The organism is Caulobacter sp. DWR1-3-2b1 (genome assembly GCF_049895765.1).
Classification (GTDB): Bacteria; Pseudomonadota; Alphaproteobacteria; order Caulobacterales; family Caulobacteraceae; genus Caulobacter.
Map to the genome: position 1 here is coordinate 53,610 of NZ_JAFCSZ010000002.1, position 18,286 is coordinate 71,895.

Consider the following 18,286-nt stretch of genomic DNA (forward strand, 5'->3'; position numbering starts at 1 on the left):
GTCCCCAGCATCACCTCGGCGATCTGCACGGCGTTCAGGGCCGCGTCCTTGCGCAGGTTGTCGCCGCTGACGAACAGGACCAGGCCGTGAACCACGGTCGGGTCGGGACGGATGCGGCCGACGAAGACCGGGTCCTGACCCGTCGCCGCCAGCGGGTTGGGGACGTCGTCCACCACCACCCCCGACGCGGCGGCCAGCAGGGCGGTGGCCTGCTCCACCGAGATCGGCCGCTCGAACTCGGCGTTGATCGACAGCGATCAGTCGCTCCTCGCCCGCAATCGCTGAAGGAGCCTACCCCTACGATGGGCGAGCTCAAACGTCGGCCACGGGTGGCGGGTTCAACTGATGGCCGCAAGTTGACATTGGAAACGAGGCAACCCGGGACGGCTATCGCTAGGTCGTCAACGCCATTATCAGCGGGTCAATCTCGGCATAGCTGGCCACTACGTGGTCAGCCCCAGCATCCTCCAGACGTCGCCAATGGCCGTCCAAAATATGAGAGCCCGCGCAAGGGCCGATGGTCTTCATGCCCGCTGCCTTCCCAGCCATGACGCCCGGTGGGCTGTCCTCGATGACAAGGCAATCGGCGGTGGAGGTGTTCAGAGTGGCCGCAGCTTTCAGGAAGAGGTCTGGATGGGGCTTGCCACGTGGCACATCGTGACCGCTGAAACGGTGTTCGAACCAATGGCTCATGGCCATCCGATCCAGAGACTGCCCGATGTAGTCGAGCTTGGATGAAGACCCGATGCAGCGCGGTATGTCTGCATGTCGGTGCAGGAAATCCAGCACGCCAGGCACAGGCGTCACCTCGGCCTTAAGCCGCGCATGCACAGTAGCAATATGAGTTTCTAGAAAACCCTCTGGCAGAACACTCCCGAGGCACTCTTCCATGATGGGCGCGCAGTCGAGCCAGCGGCGGCCCATATATAGACGTATGGCATCCTCTGTGGTCGTAGGGGCGCCAATCGCCGTCAGACTCTCGGCGAGAATTTCATTTGCCGGCGCCTCACTGTCGGCGATCACGCCGTCGAAGTCGAAAATGATCAGTCGCATCGAGAGAAAGCGTAGCTATTTCGCCTCGTTCCGCAAGCTGGCCTGGATGTCGCATGATGGCCGAAAGCGGAAGCTGGCTTCGGGCCGGATTCTTGACGTTCGCGCCAGCCTAACCCGCCTGCTGACCCAGCCGCTCCCAACCCTCGAAAAACGGAAACCGCTTCTCCCAGAACGCCGCCAGCCTCGGATCGGCGTCCACCCGCTTGACCACTTCGGCCATCCTCGGCGCGACCTCGTAGAACCGCACCCGGCGTGGGCCCCAGCGGCTGACGACGGCGACATAGAGGTCCAGCACCGTCATCTGGTCGCCAAACAGGTACCGGCCGGGCGTCAGCTGACTCTCCATCATCCGCCAGCAGTCGAGGATGCGCTCGGCGGTGGCGGCTTTGACCTTGGCCTGCATCTCCGCGTTGTCGCCGACCAGACGAGAGGGCTCGTCGCGAACCCAGAACAGCGAATAGAGCGAGGCCGGGATGAAGGTCATCCAGCGCAGGAACTGGGCGCGCTGTGGCGAGTCCAGCGCAGGGGACAGCCCCTCCTCGGGGTGATTGTCGGCCAGCCAGATCAGGATGGCTGCGCTTTCGGTGATGGTCTCGCCGGCCGGAGTGACGAGGGCCGGGATCTGCCGCAGTGGATTGACCACGGCCACCTTGGCCTGCTCGGCCTCGCCTTCCCAAGTGGGCGCCTCGACGATGTCATAGGGCAGGCCGATCAGCGTCATGGCCGCTTCGACGGGCACGCCGCCCGACCCGAGAGCGCTGAATAGGCGAAAAGGTTTTTCCACAGGCTGAGCTCTATCTTGTGGATGTGGCGCATCGCCACACCATATCTGGTGTGTAGCGTCTGGACAGCGAACCGATCCGTCTGGCTTACTGCCTCACGTAACGTATCATAGCCTGTCCGCTCGATTCTCGCCCCAAGGGTTGCCTCATGTCCGCCAAGCTGATCACCACGCCCGGCCTCCTGACCCCCTCTGGCGCCTACAAGCCTTTCCGTTATCCGTGGGCCTACGACTTCTGGAAGAAGCAGCAGCAGATCCACTGGATGCCCGAGGAAGTGCCGCTGGGCGAGGACCTCAAGGACTGGGCCGTAAAGCTGAACGACAAGGAACGGAACCTGCTGACGCAGATCTTCCGCTTCTTCACCCAGAGCGACATCGAGGTCGCCGACAACTACATGGAACGCTACGGCCGGGTGTTCAAACCCACCGAAGTGAAGATGATGCTGTCGTCGTTCGCCAATATGGAGACGATCCATATCGCGGCCTACGCCCTGCTGCTTGAAACCATCGGCATGCCGGAGAGCGAATTCGGCGCGTTCATGGAATACGAAGCCATGCGCGACAAGCACGACTTCATGCAGAAGTTCGGCGTCGAGACCAATGCCGACATCGCCCGCACCCTGGCCATGTTCGGCGGCTTCACCGAAGGCCTGCAGCTGTTCGCCAGCTTCGCCATGCTGATGAACTTCCCGCGCTTCAACAAGATGAAGGGCATGGGCCAGATCGTCTCGTGGTCGATCCGCGACGAGAGCCTGCACTGCGAAGGCATCATCAAGCTCTACCACGCGTTCAACGCCGAGACCGGCTGCGTGACCAAGGCCGTGGCCGACGACATCGTCGACTGCTGCAAGACCGTGGTCAGTATGGAAGACAACTTCATCGACCTGGCCTTCGAGGCCGGCGAGATCCAGGGTATGACCCCGGCCGACATCAAGAAATATATCCGCTTCATCGCCGACTGGCGCCTGCGCCAGCTGCAGCTGCCGGAAGTGTACGGCATCAAGGAAAACCCGCTGCCGTGGCTGCAGTCGCTGCTCAGCGGTGTCGAGCACGCCAACTTCTTCGAGGCGCGCTCCACGGAATATTCCAAGGCCGCGACCAAGGGGCTGTGGCACGGCGGCGAAGGCGTGTGGTCCAGCTTCGACAACATGTTGCAGAAGCGGTCGGAGCCGTCGCTGCCGGCGGAATAGTTCTCCTCCCTCGCGGAGCGGGGGAGGTGGCAGGGCGCGGATACGCGACATGACGGAGGGGGCGTTCGACGGGAGATCGTCGCGCGCCCTTTCTCGTTTCAGAACCTTGCTTGAGGCGTGGTAAACGCCCCCTCCGTCACGATGCGTATTCGCATCGCGCCACCTCCCCCGTTTCACGGGGCAGGAGAAGACATCAGCGGAGTCCTTCATGACCAGCATCGCCCTGATCGGACCCGGCGCGGTCGGCGGTACGGTGGCCGCGTGGCTGGCCCAGAACCCGGCGCTGTCGGTCACGGTTTGCGCGCGGACGCCGTTTCAGGGGCTGGAGATCCAGACGCCCGGTGGAGCGATCTCCGCCAGCCCGACCGCGCTGACCGATCCAGCGAACGCCAGACCCGTCGACTGGGTGCTGATCGCCACCAAGACCTACGACACCGCCTCGGCCGAGGCCTGGCTGGACGCCCTGGTCGGACCGCAGACGCGGCTGGCGGTGTTGCGCAATGGCGTCGAGCATCTGGAGCCGTTCCTTGACCGCCTGCTGGCGACACGCATCGTCCCGGCCGTGGTCGACATCCCCGTCGAGCGTAGCGCGCCCGGCCGTATCCTGCAGCGCCGCGACGGTTCGATCCTGGTTCCCGACAACGCGGTCGGGCGGGACTTCGTCGCCCTGTTCGCTCATACGCCGATCGCGGTTTCCACGACGCCGGACTTCAAGACGCAGGCCTGGAAGAAGCTGGCGCTCAACTGCGCCGGCGCAGTCAACGCCCTGGTGCTGAAGCCCTCGGCCGTCGCCCACGACGAAGCCGTCGCCGAGGTGATGCGAACCCTGGTGCGCGAATGCGTGGCGGTGGGCCGGGCCGAGGGCGCAGACCTGTCAGACGATCTGCCCGAAGTGGTGATCGCCGGCTATCGCAGCGCCGCGCCAGAATCGGTCAATTCCCTGCAGGCCGACCGGATGGCGGGCCGGCCGATGGAACTGGACGCCCGCAATGGGGTCATCGTCCGCCGCGGAGCCAAGCACGGCATCGCCACGCCGGCAAACGCCGCGGTCGTGGCGCTGATCAAGGCTGCTGCCGAATAACAGCGTTTTCCAAGCTCGATTCTTTCCCGCCTGAATGGTATCGATAAGGTCAAGCTCAACTTTCAAGGGCGAGGCCGCGGGCGGGAGAAATGTCATGGCCAAGAAGACGATCAGAATTCTGGGGGTCCATGGCCTAGGCGATCAGCGCAGTTCGCCGTGGAAGGACGACTGGGAGCGGTGCGTCAGGAAAACCTTCGCCAGCGACGCCGATATCACGCTGGAATTCCGGTTCGTCACCTACGACCCCATCTTCGAAACGACCAAGATCAGCTTTGCCGAGACCATGAAGGCGCTTTGGAAGCTGTCGCGCAGCGGCGTTTCCCAGATCGGCCGACGCGAGCGCGGTCTGGTCTCAGATGTCTCCGACAAGGTGCGCTGGACGGCCGGCTATGTGGTGGCCTGGGTTGAGGACAAGGCGTTCCAGGCCCAGACCCGTCAGCTGATGCTCGACACGGTCAAGGATTTCGCGCCGGACGTGATTCTGGCCCATAGCCTGGGCTCGCTGGTCACCTACAACGCCTTTTCGCATGAAGACGCCAGGCAGGCCGATGTGGCCAAGCTGTTGGCCAATGCGCACTACGTCACCTTCGGCTCCCAGATCGGCAATCCGTTCGTGATCGGCAATCTCAGCCAGGGCCGGGTCGAGCCGCTGGCCGTGCGGCACTGGCACCATCTCTATAACGAGCATGACGACGTCTTTACCGCCCGGATCCAGCTATCAGGCACGCCCAACTTCACCCAGCTTCAGACGGCCTTCGACCTGCCCGGCGTGGGCGACCACGACGCGGAGGCCTATCTGGGTCACAACGTCACCGTGGGATCGCTGTGGCGGCCGCTGGGCAATCAGGCGGCTGGAGGCAAGGCCTTCGGCGCGGCGACCGACCCCTGGCGCAAGACGCCCAGGCTCAAGACCGACAAGACCCGTCGACGCGCGCTGCTGGTGGGCATCAACGACTATCCCCGCGAGGCGGATCGTCTGGCCGGGTGCGTCAACGACGTCTTCACGATCAGCGCCGCCCTGCAGGAGTGCGGCTTCGCCCCGGGCGACATTCGCACCTGTCTGAACGATCGCGCCACGGCGGCGGGCATTCTGGAGCGGTTGCGGTGGCTGCTCGACGACGCCCAGCCGGGCGACGAGCGGGTCTTCTATTTCAGCGGACACGGTGCCCGCATTCCCGAATATGGCGACGAACTCGAGCCCGACCGGCAGAACGAAACCCTGGTGCCCTGGGACTTCGACTGGTCGCCGGAAACCTCGATTACGGACGATCAGATCTTCGATCTATACAGCCAGCTGCCCTACGATTCGCGCCTGGTGCTGATCTTCGACTGCTGTCATTCGGGCGGGGTGCATCGTCAGGGCGGACCGGCAGCCCGGGGAATTTCGCCGCCCGACGACATCCGGCATCGGGAGCTGAAGTGGGACACCGTCAGCCAGATGTGGGTGGAGCGCGACTTCAAGCGCCTGAACGCAGACTTCTCCACCAAAACCAAGTCGAACGCTGATTTCTTCGGCCAGAAAGGCTCGACGGCCCGGCTTGGTCGCGCCTCAATGCTGCGCCTGACCACAGCGAACGAATATGTTCAGGCCAGGAAGAAAACCGACGACAAGATCGTCGGCCCCTATCTGCCGCTGATCATTGAGGCCTGCGGCGAGACGCAACTGTCCTACGAGTATCGGCACGGCGCGACCAGCTACGGCGCCTTTACCTTCTGCTTGGCCAGCCTCTTGCGTGAACGCAAGTCCATCTCGTTCGAGGCGCTGGTCGATGCGACCCGGGAGAAGCTGATCGAGCTGCAATACGATCAGACGCCGCAAATCCTCGGCCCGACGCAGATCGTCAAGGCCAAGGTGCCGTGGAACACCGGCGCCGTGGCCGGGAAAACGCCGTCAAAACCCAAGCCCGGCGGATCGACGCCCCGGCTGTCGGGCTGAGAGGTCGACGACCGGCCCTACGGCCGGTCCTTCTTGGGGATCGCCGCGATTTCTTCAGGCGTCAGCTTGGTGATGGTCTTGGCGCGGATCGGAATGGCGAAGCCCATGCCGTCGGAGACCCGTAGATCCAGATCGATCGGATTGCAGATCCGGTCGCTGCCACGCACCACGCTGACGATGTGCGAGCCGGGCGAGCCCAGCTGGTTGGAACCGCGCGTCAGGTCCAGGCGATAGACGTCCCTGTTGCGCACCTTCATGTACAGCACGTCGCGGCTGGGCGAGCTCCAGCCTTGCCAGTCCGACAGCGAGAAGCAGGCGCGGGCCGGTTTGGCTTTGGCTTGAGCGCCGTCCTGGGCCTGGGCGGTCGAGGTGAAAAGGCCGGCTACAGCCAAGGCCATCAGGCCGGCGCGGGCGACAGGCATGAACTTGCTCATCGTTGTCATCCTTATCAGTCCCCGCCTTGAAGGATTGGGCTTTGACAGGCCCATGTCAACGATCATATCCAGTAATTACTATATGGATGGCGGAGGCCGAACGAAAACGGCCTGCCTCGAGGTCCGAAGCGGGCCGTTCGATCTTGATCGATTGCGGAACAATCAGGCCTTGGCGCGTTCCACGTCATCTTCGGGCATGTCGTCCAGCTCGCCCTCCCACTTGGCGACCACGGCGGCGGCGACGCTGTTGCCAACCACGTTGGTGGCCGAGCGGCCCATGTCCAGCAGGTGGTCGACGCCGAGCACCAAAGCGATCCAGGCTTCGGGCAGGCCGAAATAGGTGAGGGTGGCCATGATCACCACCAGCGAGGCGCGCGGCACGCCGGCGATGCCCTTGGAGGTCACCATCAAGAGCAGCAGCATGAAGATCTGCTGCTGCACCGACAGATGCACACCATGGGCCTGCATGATGAACATGGTGGCGAAGGTGCAGTACAGCATCGAGCCGTCGAGATTGAACGAGTAGCCCAGCGGCAGGACGAACGAAACGATGCGGCGGCGCACGCCCACCTTGGGCAGGCTGTCGAGGATGCGCGGATAGGCGGCTTCGGACGAAGCGGTCGAGAAGGCCAGCAGCGCCGGGTCGCGGATCACGCCAAACAGCGGGATCACCCGCTTGCCCAGGACCAGGGCGCCGGCGACGAACAGGATCAGCCAGAGCACGCCCATGGTGGCGTAGAAGCCCAGCACGAACTTGCCGTAGACGGCCAGCATCGACAGGCCCTGGGTGGCGATGGTCGAGGCCAGGGCCGCGAAGATGGCCAGCGGGGCCAGCTTCATGACAAAGCCCGTGACCTTCAGCATCACCGCGGCGGCCTGCTCGGCCAGTTCCAGGATCTGAGGGGCCTTGTTGTCCAGCGAAGCGACGGCGGTGCCGACGAACAGCGAGAAGACGACGATCTGCAGAATCTCGTTCTTGGCCATGGCGTCGAAGATCGAGGTCGGCACCAGATGGGTCAGGAAGCCCCTCAGGGTGAAGGCCTCGGTGGTCGCGGTGGGCGCGGCCGAGGTCGACAGCTCGGTCAGGTTCAGGCCGGCGCCGGGTTGCAGCAGATGGACCATCAGCAGGCCTAGCAGCAACGAAACTGCCGAGGCGCTGATGAACCAGAACATCGTCTTGGCGCCGATGCGGCCAACGGCGGCGGCGTCTTCCATGTGGGCGATGCCAGCCACCAGGGTGGTGAAGACCAGCGGCGCGATGATCATCTTGATCAGGCGCAGGAAGACGTCGGTGATCATCGAGAGATTGCTGGCCGCGGCCTTGGCCTGGACCGGGTCGAGATACTGGTTGCAGGCCCAGCCCGTGGCGACCCCAAGGATCATGGACGCGATGATCAGATAGGCGAAACGCTTGTTCATGAAACTCCCCTGGGACGCCGCCCGGCGTGAGTAGTCTTTTTGCGCCCTGGCCGTCTGGCGCAGCGCGGGCATGAACCCGTCATTGCCTGCCCCGGTCTTGAGCATGTCCGCCCTTGTGGCCGACGCGGGCGGGTTCGTCCATGCCCTTCGCGCCCGGCAAGGGGGCAGTCTCGCCAATGTCGCTAAACGCCGCTATAAGAGCCCATGTCGAACCAAGAAAAAGCAATCGCTGTCGTCGAACAGCTGAACCAGGAATACGAGCGCGCCGTGGGCGCCCTCCGGACCGCCCTCAAGGCCTATCTCGAAACCGGCGCGCGGCCCGATCCGCAACAGCGCTTCGACGGGACGTTCGCCTATCCCGAGCTGCGCCTGACCTATGATCCCGAGGCCCTACCGCCCAAGCTGGCCCGCTCCTACGCCCGGGTCAGCCGTCCCGGCGTCTATGCCACCACGGTCACCAAGCCGAACCAGTTCAAGGACTATCTGGTCGAGCAGCTGACCCTGCTGCTGAACGATTTCGACGTCGATGTCGAAGTCGACCGCTCGCGCCAGGAGATCCCCTATCCCTACGTGCTGGACGCCAGCATCGACCTCAACCAGGCCGATGTGCGCAGCGAGGACATCGCGCGGTTCTTCCCGACGACTGATCTGGCCTTCATCGGCGACGAGATCGCCGACGGCGTCTGGGACGCGGCGCTGGAAGAGACCCGGCCGCTGGCCCTGTTCGACGGCCTGCGCACCGACTTCTCGCTGGCGCGGCTGAAACACTATACCGGCGCCCCGGCCGAGCACGTTCAGCAGTTCATCCTGTTCACCAACTACCACCGCTATGTCGACGAGTTCGTCCGCTGGGGCATCGAGCAGCTGGGCCAGGAGGGCACGCGCTTCGAGGCGATGTCGTGCTCGGGCGGGCTGATGATCACCGCCAATACGGCCAATCCCGAACTGGCGGTGGCGGAGTCGACCTGGCGCAAGCACCAGATGCCGGCCTACCACCTGATGGGTCCGGGCGGCACGGGCATCACCCTGGTCAACATCGGCGTCGGCCCGTCCAACGCCAAGACCATCTGCGACCATCTGGCCGTGCTGCGTCCCCAGGCCTGGCTGATGATCGGCCATTGCGGCGGCCTGCGCGACACCCAGACGATCGGCGACTATGTGCTGGCCCACGCCTATCTGCGCGACGACCATGTGCTGGACGCCGTCCTTCCGCCGGAGATCCCGGTGCCTTCGATCGCCGAGGTGCAGCGCGCCCTCTATGACGCCTCCAAGGTGATCAGCGGCGACAGCGGCGACCAGCTGAAGAAGCGCCTGCGGACCGGCACGGTGGTGACCACCGACGACCGCAACTGGGAGCTCCGCCACAGCCTGTCGGCTCTGCGCTTCAACCAGAGCCGCGCGGTGGCCATCGACATGGAGTCGGCCACCATCGCCGCCCAGGGCTATCGTTTCCGGGTGCCGTACGGGACGCTGCTGTGCGTGTCCGACAAGCCGCTACACGGCGAGATCAAGCTGCCGGGTCAGGCCAATGCGTTCTACGAGCGGGCGATCAGCCAGCACCTGCAGATCGGCATCCTGACCTGCAAGCTGCTGTTGGAAGAGGGCTCGAACCTGCACTCGCGCAAGCTGCGGGCGTTCGACGAGCCGCCGTTCAGGTGATTGGAGAAGGATGGGACGATTACTCGCCCCCACCTGACCGGTTCGCGGTCGTCCTCCCCCATAGGGGCCAGACAAGATCATCTTCCCCCTTATCGGGGAGGAGGATGCGCAGCATCCGGACGGCGCAAGGCCGCCGCCTCTACATCCGCTCCACGATAATCGCCGGCGCCATGCCACCGGCCGCGCACATCGTGATCAGCCCGCGCTTGAGGTCCCGCCGCTCCAGCTCATCGAGCATCGTGCCGATCAGGATCGACCCCGTCGCGCCGATTGGGTGACCCAGCGCCATCGCGCCGCCGTTCACATTGACCTTGTCGCGGTCCAGACCCAGGTCGCGGATGAACTTTTCGGCCACTACGGCAAAGGCCTCATTGATCTCCCACAGGTCGATGTCGTCCACCGTCAGCCCGGCCTTGGCCAAGGCCTTGCGCGCGGCGGGGACGGGGGCGTTGAGCATCAGGGTTGGGCTGTCGCCGATATTGGCCATGGCCAGCACCCGAGCCCGGGGCTTGAGGCCATGCTTGCGGGCATAGTCCGGCGAGGCCATCAGGATCGCCGCCGCGCCGTCCACGACGCCTGACGAGTTTCCGGCATGGTGGATGTGCTCGATCTTCAGGTCCGGATAGACCTGACGGATCAGCCCGCCATAGGTGGTGCCGGCCTCATCGAGCGCGAACTCGGCCATGGCGGCGAAGGCGGGCTTGAGGCCGGCCAGGCCCTCGGCGGTGGTTTGCGGACGCGGAAACTCCTCGCGGTCCAGCGCCAAGGAGCCGTCTTCCTTGAACACCGCCACCAGGCTCTTGTCGAAATGGCCGCCGCGAATGGCGGCGTCGGCGCGCTGCTGGCTGACCAGAGCCAGGTCGTCGACGGCCTGGCGGTCGATGCCTTCCAGCGTGGCGATGGCGTCGGCGCAGACGCCTTGGTGCGACTGGGGATGACGGGCTCTCAGGCGCAGGTTGCCGTTGTCCATCATCGGGATCACGCCCGGCGTCGCCGAGGCGGCGGTGTAGGACATCATCTCCGTCCCGCCGGCGATGACCAGATCTTCCATCCCCGACATGATCGAGGCGGCGGCCAGGTTGGCGGTGGTGATGCCCGAGCCGCAGAAGCGGTCGAGCGTCATGCCGCTGGCGCGGATGTCATAGCCGGCGTCCAGCGCCGCCATCCGGCCCAGATCGCCGCCCTGCTTGCCGCGCTGGCTGGACGTGCCCCAGATGATGTCGTCGACATCAGCGGTGTTGAGGTTGTTGCGGCTGGCCAGAGCGCTCAGCACCGAGGCCGCCAACTGCTGGGGATGGATGTCCGCCAGCGCGCCCTTGCCGACCTTGCCGATGCCGCGTGGCGTGCGGCAGGCGTCGATGATCCAGGCTTCGGCCATTCGCTTACTCCCATGTCTCGCCGATCGGACGCCGGCTGTCGGGAGGGAGTAAAAAGGAGATGCCGTGGGGGCAGTCAGTAAAAAATAAGAATTGTCATCCCGGCCAAGCGCGAAGCGCGCCGAGCCGGGACCGCAACAAGCACGGAGCTTGCCGTGGTCCCGGCTCTCCGCTTGGCTGCGGCCGGGATGACAAGGTCTTGGAGGGCGGCCCTAAGCCTCCTCCACCCACGCCTTGATCAGCTGATGCGCGATCGCCAGAGCCGGCGGGGCGAAGGCGCCCTCGAGCTCGCCCTTGATCAGCGCTCCGGCCTCGTCCTTGGTGAACCAGCGCACCTCTTCCAGCTCCGTCTGGTCGGGGCGGGCCTCGTTGCTGTCGACCTGGGCGATCAGGCCCATCATCAGCGAAGACGGCCACGGCCAAGGCTGGCTGGAGTGGTAGCGCACCGAGGTCGCCGTCAGGCCGGCCTCTTCCATCAGTTCGCGGGCGCAGGCCTCTTCGATGGTCTCGCCGGGCTCCAGAAAACCGGCCAGGGCCGAGAACATGCCTTCGGGCCACGCGGCCTGGCGACCCAGCAGGCACTTGTCCTCGTGGACGGCCAGCATGATCGCCACCGGATCGGTGCGCGGAAAATGCTCGGCCTTGCAGGCGGGGCAGATACGCTTCCAACCGCCGTCGCCGACTTCCGAAGGCTGGCCGCAGGCGCTGCACCAGCGATGGCGGCGGCGCCATTCGAACATCGAGCGGGCAGTGGCGAGAATCCCGGCATCGGCCGGCGGCATGGAGGCGGCGATGCCGCGCAGTTCCTCGAACCGGCCCAGGCCCTGCAGTGGGCCTTCTACAGGATCGGCCGACCCGTCCAGATCGACAGCGAAGACCGCGATGTCCTTCCACAAGCCGAGGAACAGAAGCTTCTCGGAACCGCCGGCCAGTTCCTGGGCCATGTCGGCGCGCAGATAGGCGATCTGGACGCTGGTGGGTTTGCCATCCTCGCCCACCACGTCCTCGACCAGCGGCTTGCCGTTCCAGACCGCCACGGCCAGTGAACCGGCGTCGGCCAGCTTTTCGGCCAGCCAGGACGGATCGCCCCGTCGTTCGCTGGAGCGGTCCAGGGGGTTGCCGGCGAAGGTGTTGGTGATGATCGAGAGGGCCATGCGATTTCTGTAACCCAGCCTTGAAGAGTCGTCACGACGTCGCACGGACTTGCATGGCGTCTTGCATATGGCGCGATGACTCGCGATATAGGCCTCGGAGATCGGTGACGGGCGGAGCCCTCGCCAATCTGGTCAGGGCCGAGAGGCAGCAGCCACAACGAGCCAAGCTTCGGGTCGTCCGCCGGTCTCCACCTTTCCCCAAAAATGATTAGCCCTTAAATCTGTCAGCAGACGGCCGCCGGGCGCGACCGAGCCTTTTGCTGCGCGCTCCGGCGCACTACAGTTGTCGCCATGGCCGACCACGACGACCTCACATCCGATTCCGCGCCGCCGTGGGAAGAAGAGCCCGCCGAGCGGGACGCGAACACCGCCGACATCTTCGGCGCGCCGCCTGCTGAGCCTGCCGCCGTTCCGGTCGTCGCTGCGCCGGCGCCGGTCGTTGTCGAAGCGCCGAGCGACCTCTCTTCAGAGGAAGCCGGGGCCGCCTACACCGTCCTGGCCCGCAAGTACCGCCCGCGCACCTTCGAGGACCTGATCGGCCAGGAGGCCATGGTCCGCACACTGGCGAATGCGTTTTCCAGCGGCCGCATCGCCCACGCCTTCATGCTGACCGGCGTGCGGGGGGTGGGCAAGACCACGACCGCTCGCCTGCTGGCCCGCGCCCTGAACTACGATAGCGACACCGTCCACCAGCCTTCGGTCGATCTCACGGTCGACGGCCGCCACTGCCGCTCGATCATTGAGGGCCGGCACATGGACGTGCTGGAACTGGACGCCGCCTCGCGTACCAAGGTCGACGAGATGCGCGAGCTATTGGACGGGGTGCGCTACGCCCCGGTCGAGGCGCGCTACAAGGTCTACATCATCGACGAAGTGCACATGCTGTCGACGGCGGCGTTCAACGCCCTGCTGAAGACGCTGGAAGAGCCGCCGCCGCACGCCAAGTTCATCTTCGCCACCACCGAGATCCGAAAAGTTCCGGTGACCATCCTGTCGCGCACCCAGCGCTTCGACCTGCGCCGGGTCGAGCCCGACGTGCTGGTCCGGCACTTCGACAAGATCGCCGCCAAAGAAGGCGCGCGGGTCGACGCTGACGGCCTGGCCCTGATCGCCCGCGCCGCCGAAGGGTCGGTGCGTGACGGCCTGTCCCTGCTGGACCAGGCCATCGTTCAGGCCGACCGCGGGGCCACCGTTTCCGCCGCCGTGATCCGCGACATGCTGGGCTTGGCCGATCGCGGCCAGACCATCGCCCTGTTCGAGGCCGTGATGAGCGGCAAGCCGGCCGACGCCCTGGAAGGCTTCCGCGCCCTGTGGGGCTTCGGCGCCGATCCGGCGGTGGTCATGCTCGACCTGCTGGACCACTGCCACGGCTCGGCTGTCGCCAAGGCCTTGGGCCCTGATGCCCTGACCCTGCCCAAGGAACAGGCCGCGCGGCTGGCCGCCATCGGCGCTCACACCTCGGCCGGCACGTTGTCCCGTCTCTGGCAGATGCTGCTCAAGGCCCATGATGAGGTGCGACGCGCGCCGGACGCCAAGGCGGCCGCCGAAATGGCTCTGATCCGCCTGTGCTACGCGGCCGATCTGCCAAGTCCCGAAGAAGCCTTGAAGGCGATGCGCGACGGGACGACTGCTCCCGGCGGCGCGCCCGGCGGAGGCTCGCTGGGTGGCGGCGGCGGGTCCGGCGGCGGCGTCAGCGCCCAGATAGTCTCGATGGCCTCGCCTGCGGCCCAAGCCCTGCCGGTGCTGGCCTCGTTCGACGACGTGCTCGCCCTGATCGTCGCCAAGCGCGACATCGGCCTGCGGCTGGATGTCGAGCAGTTCGTCCGCCCGATCAGCTTCCGGCCCGGCGCCATCACCTATGAGCCCGCCCCGGGCGCGCCTGGCAATCTGGCCGGTCGTCTGGTTCGTGCGTTGAAGGAATGGACCGGTCAGCCCTGGCTGGTCGCCGCCGAGGGCGGCGGCGGGGCCGAGACCCTGATGGAGCGCGAGAGGCGCGAGAAGATCGAAGCGATGGCCCAGATCAGGGCCGACCCGTTCGTGGCCTCGCTGCTGGCGGCCTTCCCGGGCTCCGAGATCGAAGTCCGCAAGATTCCCGGGCCCGAGGCGGCCCCGATCGAGCCGGACGAGGTCGAGGACTAGTCGTTAAAGCTGTCATCCCGGACGAGCGCGGAGCGCGAAAATCCGGGACCGCGACAGGTTCTGAGCTTTCTGTCATCCCGGCTCGGCGCGCTGCGCGCTTGGCCGGAATGACAGCCATTTAAAATGGAGTGACACCATGAAAGACCTCGGCGGCCTGATGAAGCAGGCCCAGGAGATGCAACAGAAACTGGCCGACGCCCAGGCGCGGTTGGCCGAGACCCTGGTCGAGGGAACTTCGGGCGGCGGCATGGTCACCGTCACCCTCAGGGGGACCGGCGAGCTGGCCAGGGTGGTGTTGGACGAGAGCCTGATAGAGCCGGGCGAGGGCGAGGTGATCTCTGACCTGATCGTCGCCGCCCACGCCGACGCCAAGAAGAAGCTCGACGCCACGCAGGCCCGGCTGATGCAGGAAGCCGCCGGGCCGATGGCTGGCATGATGGGCGGTCTGCCCGGCATGAAGTTCTAGATTTGCCCGCTTCCGCCGGACCCGAGATCGAGCGTCTGATCGCCTTGCTGTCCAAGCTGCCGGGTCTGGGGCCGCGCTCGGGTCGGCGGGCGGCGCTGGCCTTGCTCAAGAAGCGGGACACCCTGCTGGCTCCGCTGACGGCGGCCATGGTCGACGCCCAGGCCAAGGTGCGGACCTGTTCGATCTGCGGTTCGCTGGATACGACGGAGCCCTGCGCCGTCTGCGCCGACGAAACCCGCGATGGTCGGCTGATCTGTGTAGTCGAGGAGGTCGGCTCGCTGTGGGCCATGGAGCGCGGCGGCCAGTTCAAGGGCCGCTATCACGTGCTGGGCGGCCTGCTGTCGGCGCTGGACGGGATCGGTCCCGAGGCCCTGCGTATCGGCGAGCTGCTGGCGCGCGTTCAGGGCGGGGAGGTGGCCGAGGTGATCCTGGCCCTGCCGGCCACGGTCGATGGCCAGACGACGGCGCACTATCTGGCCGACCGGCTGGCGACATCCAATTCAAGCGTGTCGGTGACGATGCTGGCGCGCGGAGTCCCGGTCGGCGGCGATTTGGACTGGCTGGACGATGGCACGATCGCCCAAGCCCTGAGGGCCCGGCGACCCGCCTCGTCTTAGAAGATCGCCCGCACCGCGAAGGCCAAGCCGACCCAGAAGGCCAGGCAGAAGGCCAGCATGCCGATCCGGCCCCAGGCAAGGCGAGGGGCGGCGATCCTGGAAATGCGGCCGGCGGCCGGCGCCTGATCGAAGCTGATATAGGCCATGGCTTCCTCCTCGCCTCTCTATTGGAGGCTCAACGCGATCGCGTCAGGGGCCATGCAACGCTCTAGACACTTAACCAACCCTTACTGTCGTTGGAGCGCAGCCGTAACGCGTCAATGCGTCCCATGCCAGGTGCAATTTTGGAATAATTTCCCCAAAACTGTCAGTCCTTCCAAACATTAGGGTCGCTTTAACCGCATTTGCTCCATTCTTGTGCAATCTCACCCCAATTGTGGCGAAGGGTTCGAAGGCTCGCCGTCCGGAGCATCGACGGTGGGCTCCCAGCGCTCGGCCTGGCTGGTTCCCGACCCGCTGTCGGTGTGGCGGACCACCTCGTCGACGTCGAACGCCTCGGTTTCGGAGGCCGTCAGGGCGCCGACCTCGAACTCGACATGCTGCGGATAGAAGGCCACCCGGCCGCCGATGCCGCTCGCGGCGGGATAGGGGTCCTCGTAGGACCACATCGCGTTGTCGATCACCTTGCCGTCGCGATAAATGGTGAAATAGGCGGCGTCACCCTTGTAGGGGCAATGGGTGACTTGGTCGGTGCGGCGCAGGAACATCATCCGCACGTCGTCGCGCGGAAAATAGCGCACCGGCGGATAGCCGGCCTCGCGCAGTGCGACCACGTCGCCGCTGTCGGCGATCTCATGGCCCTGGAACAACACCCGCACGCGGGAGCGCTCGCGCTCGATGGTGATCGGGTGGGTTTCGTCCGGGGTCTTCATACTGTTTCTCCAGCGCGTGAGGCGCTCGCTTAGCAAACGCGCGGGAGGCCAACTCGGCTCCCGGCTGGCAAGCCATTGCTTGTTAAACGCATTGTCGCGTGATCTTCTCCCCGCGAACTGGGGGAGGCGAGGGCGAAACGACCATGGCGGCGTCCCGATCCCTCGACTGCGTCAAGGTTAGTGAATGAACATCGTCATCGCCCTGGGCATTCTGGTCACCCTCGTGACCGGCATCCCCGTGCTTATCCAGCTTCTCCGACAGCATCCCAAGGGGCTGTTGATCCTGTTTTTCGCCGAGATGTGGGAGCGTTTCTCCTACTACGGCATGCGGGCCATCCTGATCTTCTATCTGACCCAGCACTTCCTCTTCGAACCGAAGGTCGCCTCGGCCCACTATGGCTCCTACACTTCGCTGGTCTATCTGTTGCCGTTGATCGGCGGCTTCCTGGCCGACAAGTATCTGGGCACCCGCAAAGCTGTCGCGTTCGGCGCGATTCTGCTGGTTGCCGGCCACCTGGCCATGGCCATCGAGGGCAAGCCAGCCGTCCAGACCCTGACCTATCAAGGCGCGACCTATGAGTTCCAGGCCGATGGCCGGGGCCAGGACCGCGTCGCCAAGCTGGTCGTGGCCGGAAAGCCCTATGACGTCGCAGCCACCAAGACGGGCGATTTCGAGGTCAAGGGCCTGCCTGCGGACGCGCCGCTGCCCGCCATCCTGGCCAAGACCGACTACAAGCTGGATGTGACCGGTCGGGATCCGACCTATCTCAACATCTTCTGGCTGGCCCTGTCGCTGATCATCGTCGGCGTCGGCTTCCTCAAGCCCAACATCTCGACCATCGTCGGCCAGCTGTATCCGCAGGGCGACCCGCGCCGCGATCCCGGCTTCACCCTCTATTATTACGGCATCAATCTGGGCTCGTTCTGGGCCTCGATCATGTGCGGCCTGCTGGGCGTCACGGTCGGCTGGTGGGCGGGCTTTGGCCTGGCCGGGATCGGCATGCTGGCCGGCTTCGTCGTCTTCGTGCTGGGCAAGCCCCTGCTGATGGGCAAGGGCGAGCCACCCGAGCCCCAGGCCCTGAAGGCCAAGGTGCTGGGTCCGATCAATCGCGAGACGTTGATCTACGCCCTGTCGCTGGTCGGCGTGATCGGTGTGTTTTTCCTGGTGCAGCGCAACCCCGTGGTCGGCGCGGCCCTGATCTTCGGCATTGTCGCGTCCCTGGGCTACATCCTGTGGTTCATGTTCGCCAAGTGCGGCAAGGAAGAGCGCGAACGCCTGGCCCTGGCCGTGTTCCTGATCTTCGGCGCGGTGGTGTTCTGGACCCTGTTCGAACAGGCCGGCTCGTCGCTCAGCCTGTTCGCGGCCACCAATGTTCAACTCGACCTGGTCTCGGCGCCGGTGCAGTGGTTCAATGGCGCGATAACCTTCGCCACGCCCGAACAACTCGCCGCCGCCAACTTCGCGCCCGGTGCGACCTTCTGGATCAATACCAGCTTCAACGCCCCTCAGACCCAGGCGCTGAACGCCGGCTGGATCCTGATCTTCGCCCCGGTCTTCGCCTTCCTGTGGACCTGGCTGGGCAAGCGCGGCCGCGACCTGAACCCCGTCGTCAAGTTCGGTCTGGCCCTGATCCAGGTCGGCGCCGGCTTTCTGATCCTGCAGATCGGCTCCACCTTCGCCGACGGCGCCTTCCGCATACCGCTGGTCTTCCTGGTGGTCATGTACATGCTGCACACCACGGGCGAGCTTTGCATGTCGCCGGTCGGCCTGTCTCAGATGACCAAGCTGTCGCCGCCCACCGTGGTGTCGTTCATGATGGCCGTCTGGTTCATGGCCGTGGCCATCGCCCAATATGTCGGCGGCTTCATCGCCGGCCTGACCGCCACTGAGACGGTCGGGGGCCAGGTTCTCGACCCCGCCGCAGCGTTGAAGACCTCGCTAGAGGTGTTCAACGTCATCGGTCTGGTTTCGATCGGGACCGGGATACTGTTCCTGGTCCTGGCGCCCTGGCTGAAAAAGTGGTCGCACGGCTCGGACGACACCGACGCCGCGCCCGTGGATAGCGCCACCAAGATCCATTAGGATCTCCAGACACAGAAAAGGCCCCG

The 18,286-nt window shown here is 65.4% G+C and carries 16 protein-coding genes, 1 other RNA gene and 1 pseudogene; 9 read left to right on the plus strand and 9 right to left on the minus strand.

Features of this window, described 5'->3' with window-relative positions:
* Window positions 1-2: 2 nt before the first annotated feature.
* From ACP69S_RS02165 to ACP69S_RS02175, 3 genes and pseudogenes are all read right to left on the minus strand, one after another.
* Window positions 3-257 (minus strand): annotated as a pseudogene (locus ACP69S_RS02165) (Asd/ArgC dimerization domain-containing protein); the annotation flags it as partial.
* A 136-nt stretch (window positions 258-393) separates the two neighbouring features.
* On the minus strand, window positions 394-1,053 hold the full coding sequence (locus ACP69S_RS02170) for an HAD family hydrolase (protein ID WP_425994423.1): 660 nt from the start codon (window positions 1,051-1,053) through the stop codon (window positions 394-396).
* A 109-nt stretch (window positions 1,054-1,162) separates the two neighbouring features.
* On the minus strand, window positions 1,163-1,837 hold the full coding sequence (locus ACP69S_RS02175; RefSeq protein WP_425994425.1) for a glutathione S-transferase family protein: 675 nt from the start codon (window positions 1,835-1,837) through the stop codon (window positions 1,163-1,165).
* 146 nt (window positions 1,838-1,983) lie between these two features.
* Between ACP69S_RS02175 and ACP69S_RS02180 the strand changes: the two genes are divergently transcribed.
* From ACP69S_RS02180 to ACP69S_RS02190, 3 genes are all read left to right on the plus strand, one after another.
* A complete protein-coding gene (locus ACP69S_RS02180; RefSeq protein WP_425994427.1) occupies window positions 1,984-3,024 on the plus strand; it encodes a ribonucleotide-diphosphate reductase subunit beta in 1,041 nt (346 codons plus the stop codon).
* A gap of 208 nt (window positions 3,025-3,232) precedes the next feature.
* Entirely contained in the window at window positions 3,233-4,105 is an 873-nt protein-coding gene (locus tag ACP69S_RS02185) for a 2-dehydropantoate 2-reductase (protein ID WP_425994429.1), read from the plus strand.
* Between the two features lie 94 nt (window positions 4,106-4,199).
* The gene (locus ACP69S_RS02190; RefSeq protein ID WP_425994431.1) at window positions 4,200-6,041 is read left to right on the plus strand and encodes a caspase family protein; all 1,842 of its coding nucleotides are present in this window, start codon (window positions 4,200-4,202) and stop codon (window positions 6,039-6,041) included.
* 17 nt (window positions 6,042-6,058) lie between these two features.
* Here ACP69S_RS02190 and ACP69S_RS02195 read toward each other — a convergent pair whose 3' ends face one another.
* Entirely contained in the window at window positions 6,059-6,475 is a 417-nt protein-coding gene (locus tag ACP69S_RS02195) for a DUF6491 family protein (protein WP_425994433.1), read from the minus strand.
* A gap of 162 nt (window positions 6,476-6,637) precedes the next feature.
* Window positions 6,638-7,894, minus strand: coding sequence for a dicarboxylate/amino acid:cation symporter (locus tag ACP69S_RS02200; RefSeq protein ID WP_425994435.1), 1,257 nt, complete (start codon window positions 7,892-7,894; stop codon window positions 6,638-6,640).
* A 204-nt stretch (window positions 7,895-8,098) separates the two neighbouring features.
* On the opposite strand from ACP69S_RS02200, the gene ACP69S_RS02205 reads away from it, so the two are divergent.
* Complete coding sequence (locus ACP69S_RS02205) at window positions 8,099-9,553, plus strand: AMP nucleosidase (RefSeq protein WP_425994437.1); 1,455 nt, start codon at window positions 8,099-8,101, stop codon at window positions 9,551-9,553.
* A gap of 139 nt (window positions 9,554-9,692) precedes the next feature.
* Here the strand turns inward: ACP69S_RS02205 and ACP69S_RS02210 are convergent, their stop codons facing one another.
* Together ACP69S_RS02210 and nudC are read right to left on the minus strand one after the other, a co-directional pair.
* Window positions 9,693-10,931 (minus strand): acetyl-CoA C-acetyltransferase, encoded by a 1,239-nt coding sequence (locus ACP69S_RS02210; RefSeq protein ID WP_425994439.1) that lies wholly within the window; start codon window positions 10,929-10,931, stop codon window positions 9,693-9,695.
* Window positions 10,932-11,141: 210 nt separating this feature from the next.
* Window positions 11,142-12,083, minus strand: coding sequence for an NAD(+) diphosphatase (nudC, locus tag ACP69S_RS02215; RefSeq protein ID WP_425994440.1), 942 nt, complete (start codon window positions 12,081-12,083; stop codon window positions 11,142-11,144).
* Between the two features lie 99 nt (window positions 12,084-12,182).
* On the opposite strand from nudC, the gene ffs reads away from it, so the two are divergent.
* The 4 genes from ffs (at window position 12,183) to recR (ending at window position 15,305) form a co-directional block, all read left to right on the plus strand.
* Window positions 12,183-12,273: signal recognition particle sRNA small type (gene ffs / locus ACP69S_RS02220), an RNA gene on the plus strand.
* Between the two features lie 101 nt (window positions 12,274-12,374).
* A complete protein-coding gene (locus tag ACP69S_RS02225) occupies window positions 12,375-14,222 on the plus strand; it encodes a DNA polymerase III subunit gamma/tau (protein ID WP_425994441.1) in 1,848 nt (615 codons plus the stop codon).
* Between the two features lie 136 nt (window positions 14,223-14,358).
* On the plus strand, window positions 14,359-14,688 hold the full coding sequence (locus ACP69S_RS02230; RefSeq protein WP_425994442.1) for a YbaB/EbfC family nucleoid-associated protein: 330 nt from the start codon (window positions 14,359-14,361) through the stop codon (window positions 14,686-14,688).
* A gap of 2 nt (window positions 14,689-14,690) precedes the next feature.
* Window positions 14,691-15,305 (plus strand): recombination mediator RecR, encoded by a 615-nt coding sequence (gene recR / locus ACP69S_RS02235; protein WP_425994443.1) that lies wholly within the window; start codon window positions 14,691-14,693, stop codon window positions 15,303-15,305.
* Here recR and ACP69S_RS02240 read toward each other — a convergent pair.
* Complete coding sequence (locus ACP69S_RS02240; protein WP_425994445.1) at window positions 15,302-15,451, minus strand: hypothetical protein; 150 nt, start codon at window positions 15,449-15,451, stop codon at window positions 15,302-15,304. The genes recR and ACP69S_RS02240 overlap by 4 nt on opposite strands.
* Window positions 15,452-15,670: 219 nt before the next feature.
* Window positions 15,671-16,177, minus strand: coding sequence for a DUF427 domain-containing protein (locus tag ACP69S_RS02245; RefSeq protein WP_425994446.1), 507 nt, complete (start codon window positions 16,175-16,177; stop codon window positions 15,671-15,673).
* Window positions 16,178-16,361: 184 nt separating this feature from the next.
* Here ACP69S_RS02245 and ACP69S_RS02250 point away from each other — a divergent pair, with 184 nt between their 5' ends.
* The gene (locus ACP69S_RS02250; RefSeq protein WP_425994448.1) at window positions 16,362-18,260 is read left to right on the plus strand and encodes a peptide MFS transporter; all 1,899 of its coding nucleotides are present in this window, start codon (window positions 16,362-16,364) and stop codon (window positions 18,258-18,260) included.
* The last annotated feature ends 26 nt before the right edge of the window (window positions 18,261-18,286 follow it).

What these genes read in the sequence shown, in the direction of transcription:
- ACP69S_RS02170 (WP_425994423.1), bottom strand. Translation starts at nt 1,053, where the DNA reads ATGCGACTGATCATTTTCGACTTCGACGGCGTGATCGCCGACAGTGAG.
- ACP69S_RS02225 (WP_425994441.1), top strand. Translation starts at nt 12,375, where the DNA reads ATGGCCGACCACGACGACCTCACATCCGATTCCGCGCCGCCGTGGGAA.
- ACP69S_RS02210 (WP_425994439.1), bottom strand. Translation starts at nt 10,931, where the DNA reads ATGGCCGAAGCCTGGATCATCGACGCCTGCCGCACGCCACGCGGCATC.
- ACP69S_RS02230 (WP_425994442.1), top strand. Translation starts at nt 14,359, where the DNA reads ATGAAAGACCTCGGCGGCCTGATGAAGCAGGCCCAGGAGATGCAACAG.
- ACP69S_RS02190 (WP_425994431.1), top strand. Translation starts at nt 4,200, where the DNA reads ATGGCCAAGAAGACGATCAGAATTCTGGGGGTCCATGGCCTAGGCGAT.
- ACP69S_RS02205 (WP_425994437.1), top strand. Translation starts at nt 8,099, where the DNA reads ATGTCGAACCAAGAAAAAGCAATCGCTGTCGTCGAACAGCTGAACCAG.
- ACP69S_RS02200 (WP_425994435.1), bottom strand. Translation starts at nt 7,894, where the DNA reads ATGAACAAGCGTTTCGCCTATCTGATCATCGCGTCCATGATCCTTGGG.
- ACP69S_RS02195 (WP_425994433.1), bottom strand. Translation starts at nt 6,475, where the DNA reads ATGAGCAAGTTCATGCCTGTCGCCCGCGCCGGCCTGATGGCCTTGGCT.
- ACP69S_RS02185 (WP_425994429.1), top strand. Translation starts at nt 3,233, where the DNA reads ATGACCAGCATCGCCCTGATCGGACCCGGCGCGGTCGGCGGTACGGTG.
- ACP69S_RS02240 (WP_425994445.1), bottom strand. Translation starts at nt 15,451, where the DNA reads ATGGCCTATATCAGCTTCGATCAGGCGCCGGCCGCCGGCCGCATTTCC.
- ACP69S_RS02250 (WP_425994448.1), top strand. Translation starts at nt 16,362, where the DNA reads ATGAACATCGTCATCGCCCTGGGCATTCTGGTCACCCTCGTGACCGGC.
- nudC (WP_425994440.1), bottom strand. Translation starts at nt 12,083, where the DNA reads ATGGCCCTCTCGATCATCACCAACACCTTCGCCGGCAACCCCCTGGAC.
- ACP69S_RS02245 (WP_425994446.1), bottom strand. Translation starts at nt 16,177, where the DNA reads ATGAAGACCCCGGACGAAACCCACCCGATCACCATCGAGCGCGAGCGC.
- ACP69S_RS02180 (WP_425994427.1), top strand. Translation starts at nt 1,984, where the DNA reads ATGTCCGCCAAGCTGATCACCACGCCCGGCCTCCTGACCCCCTCTGGC.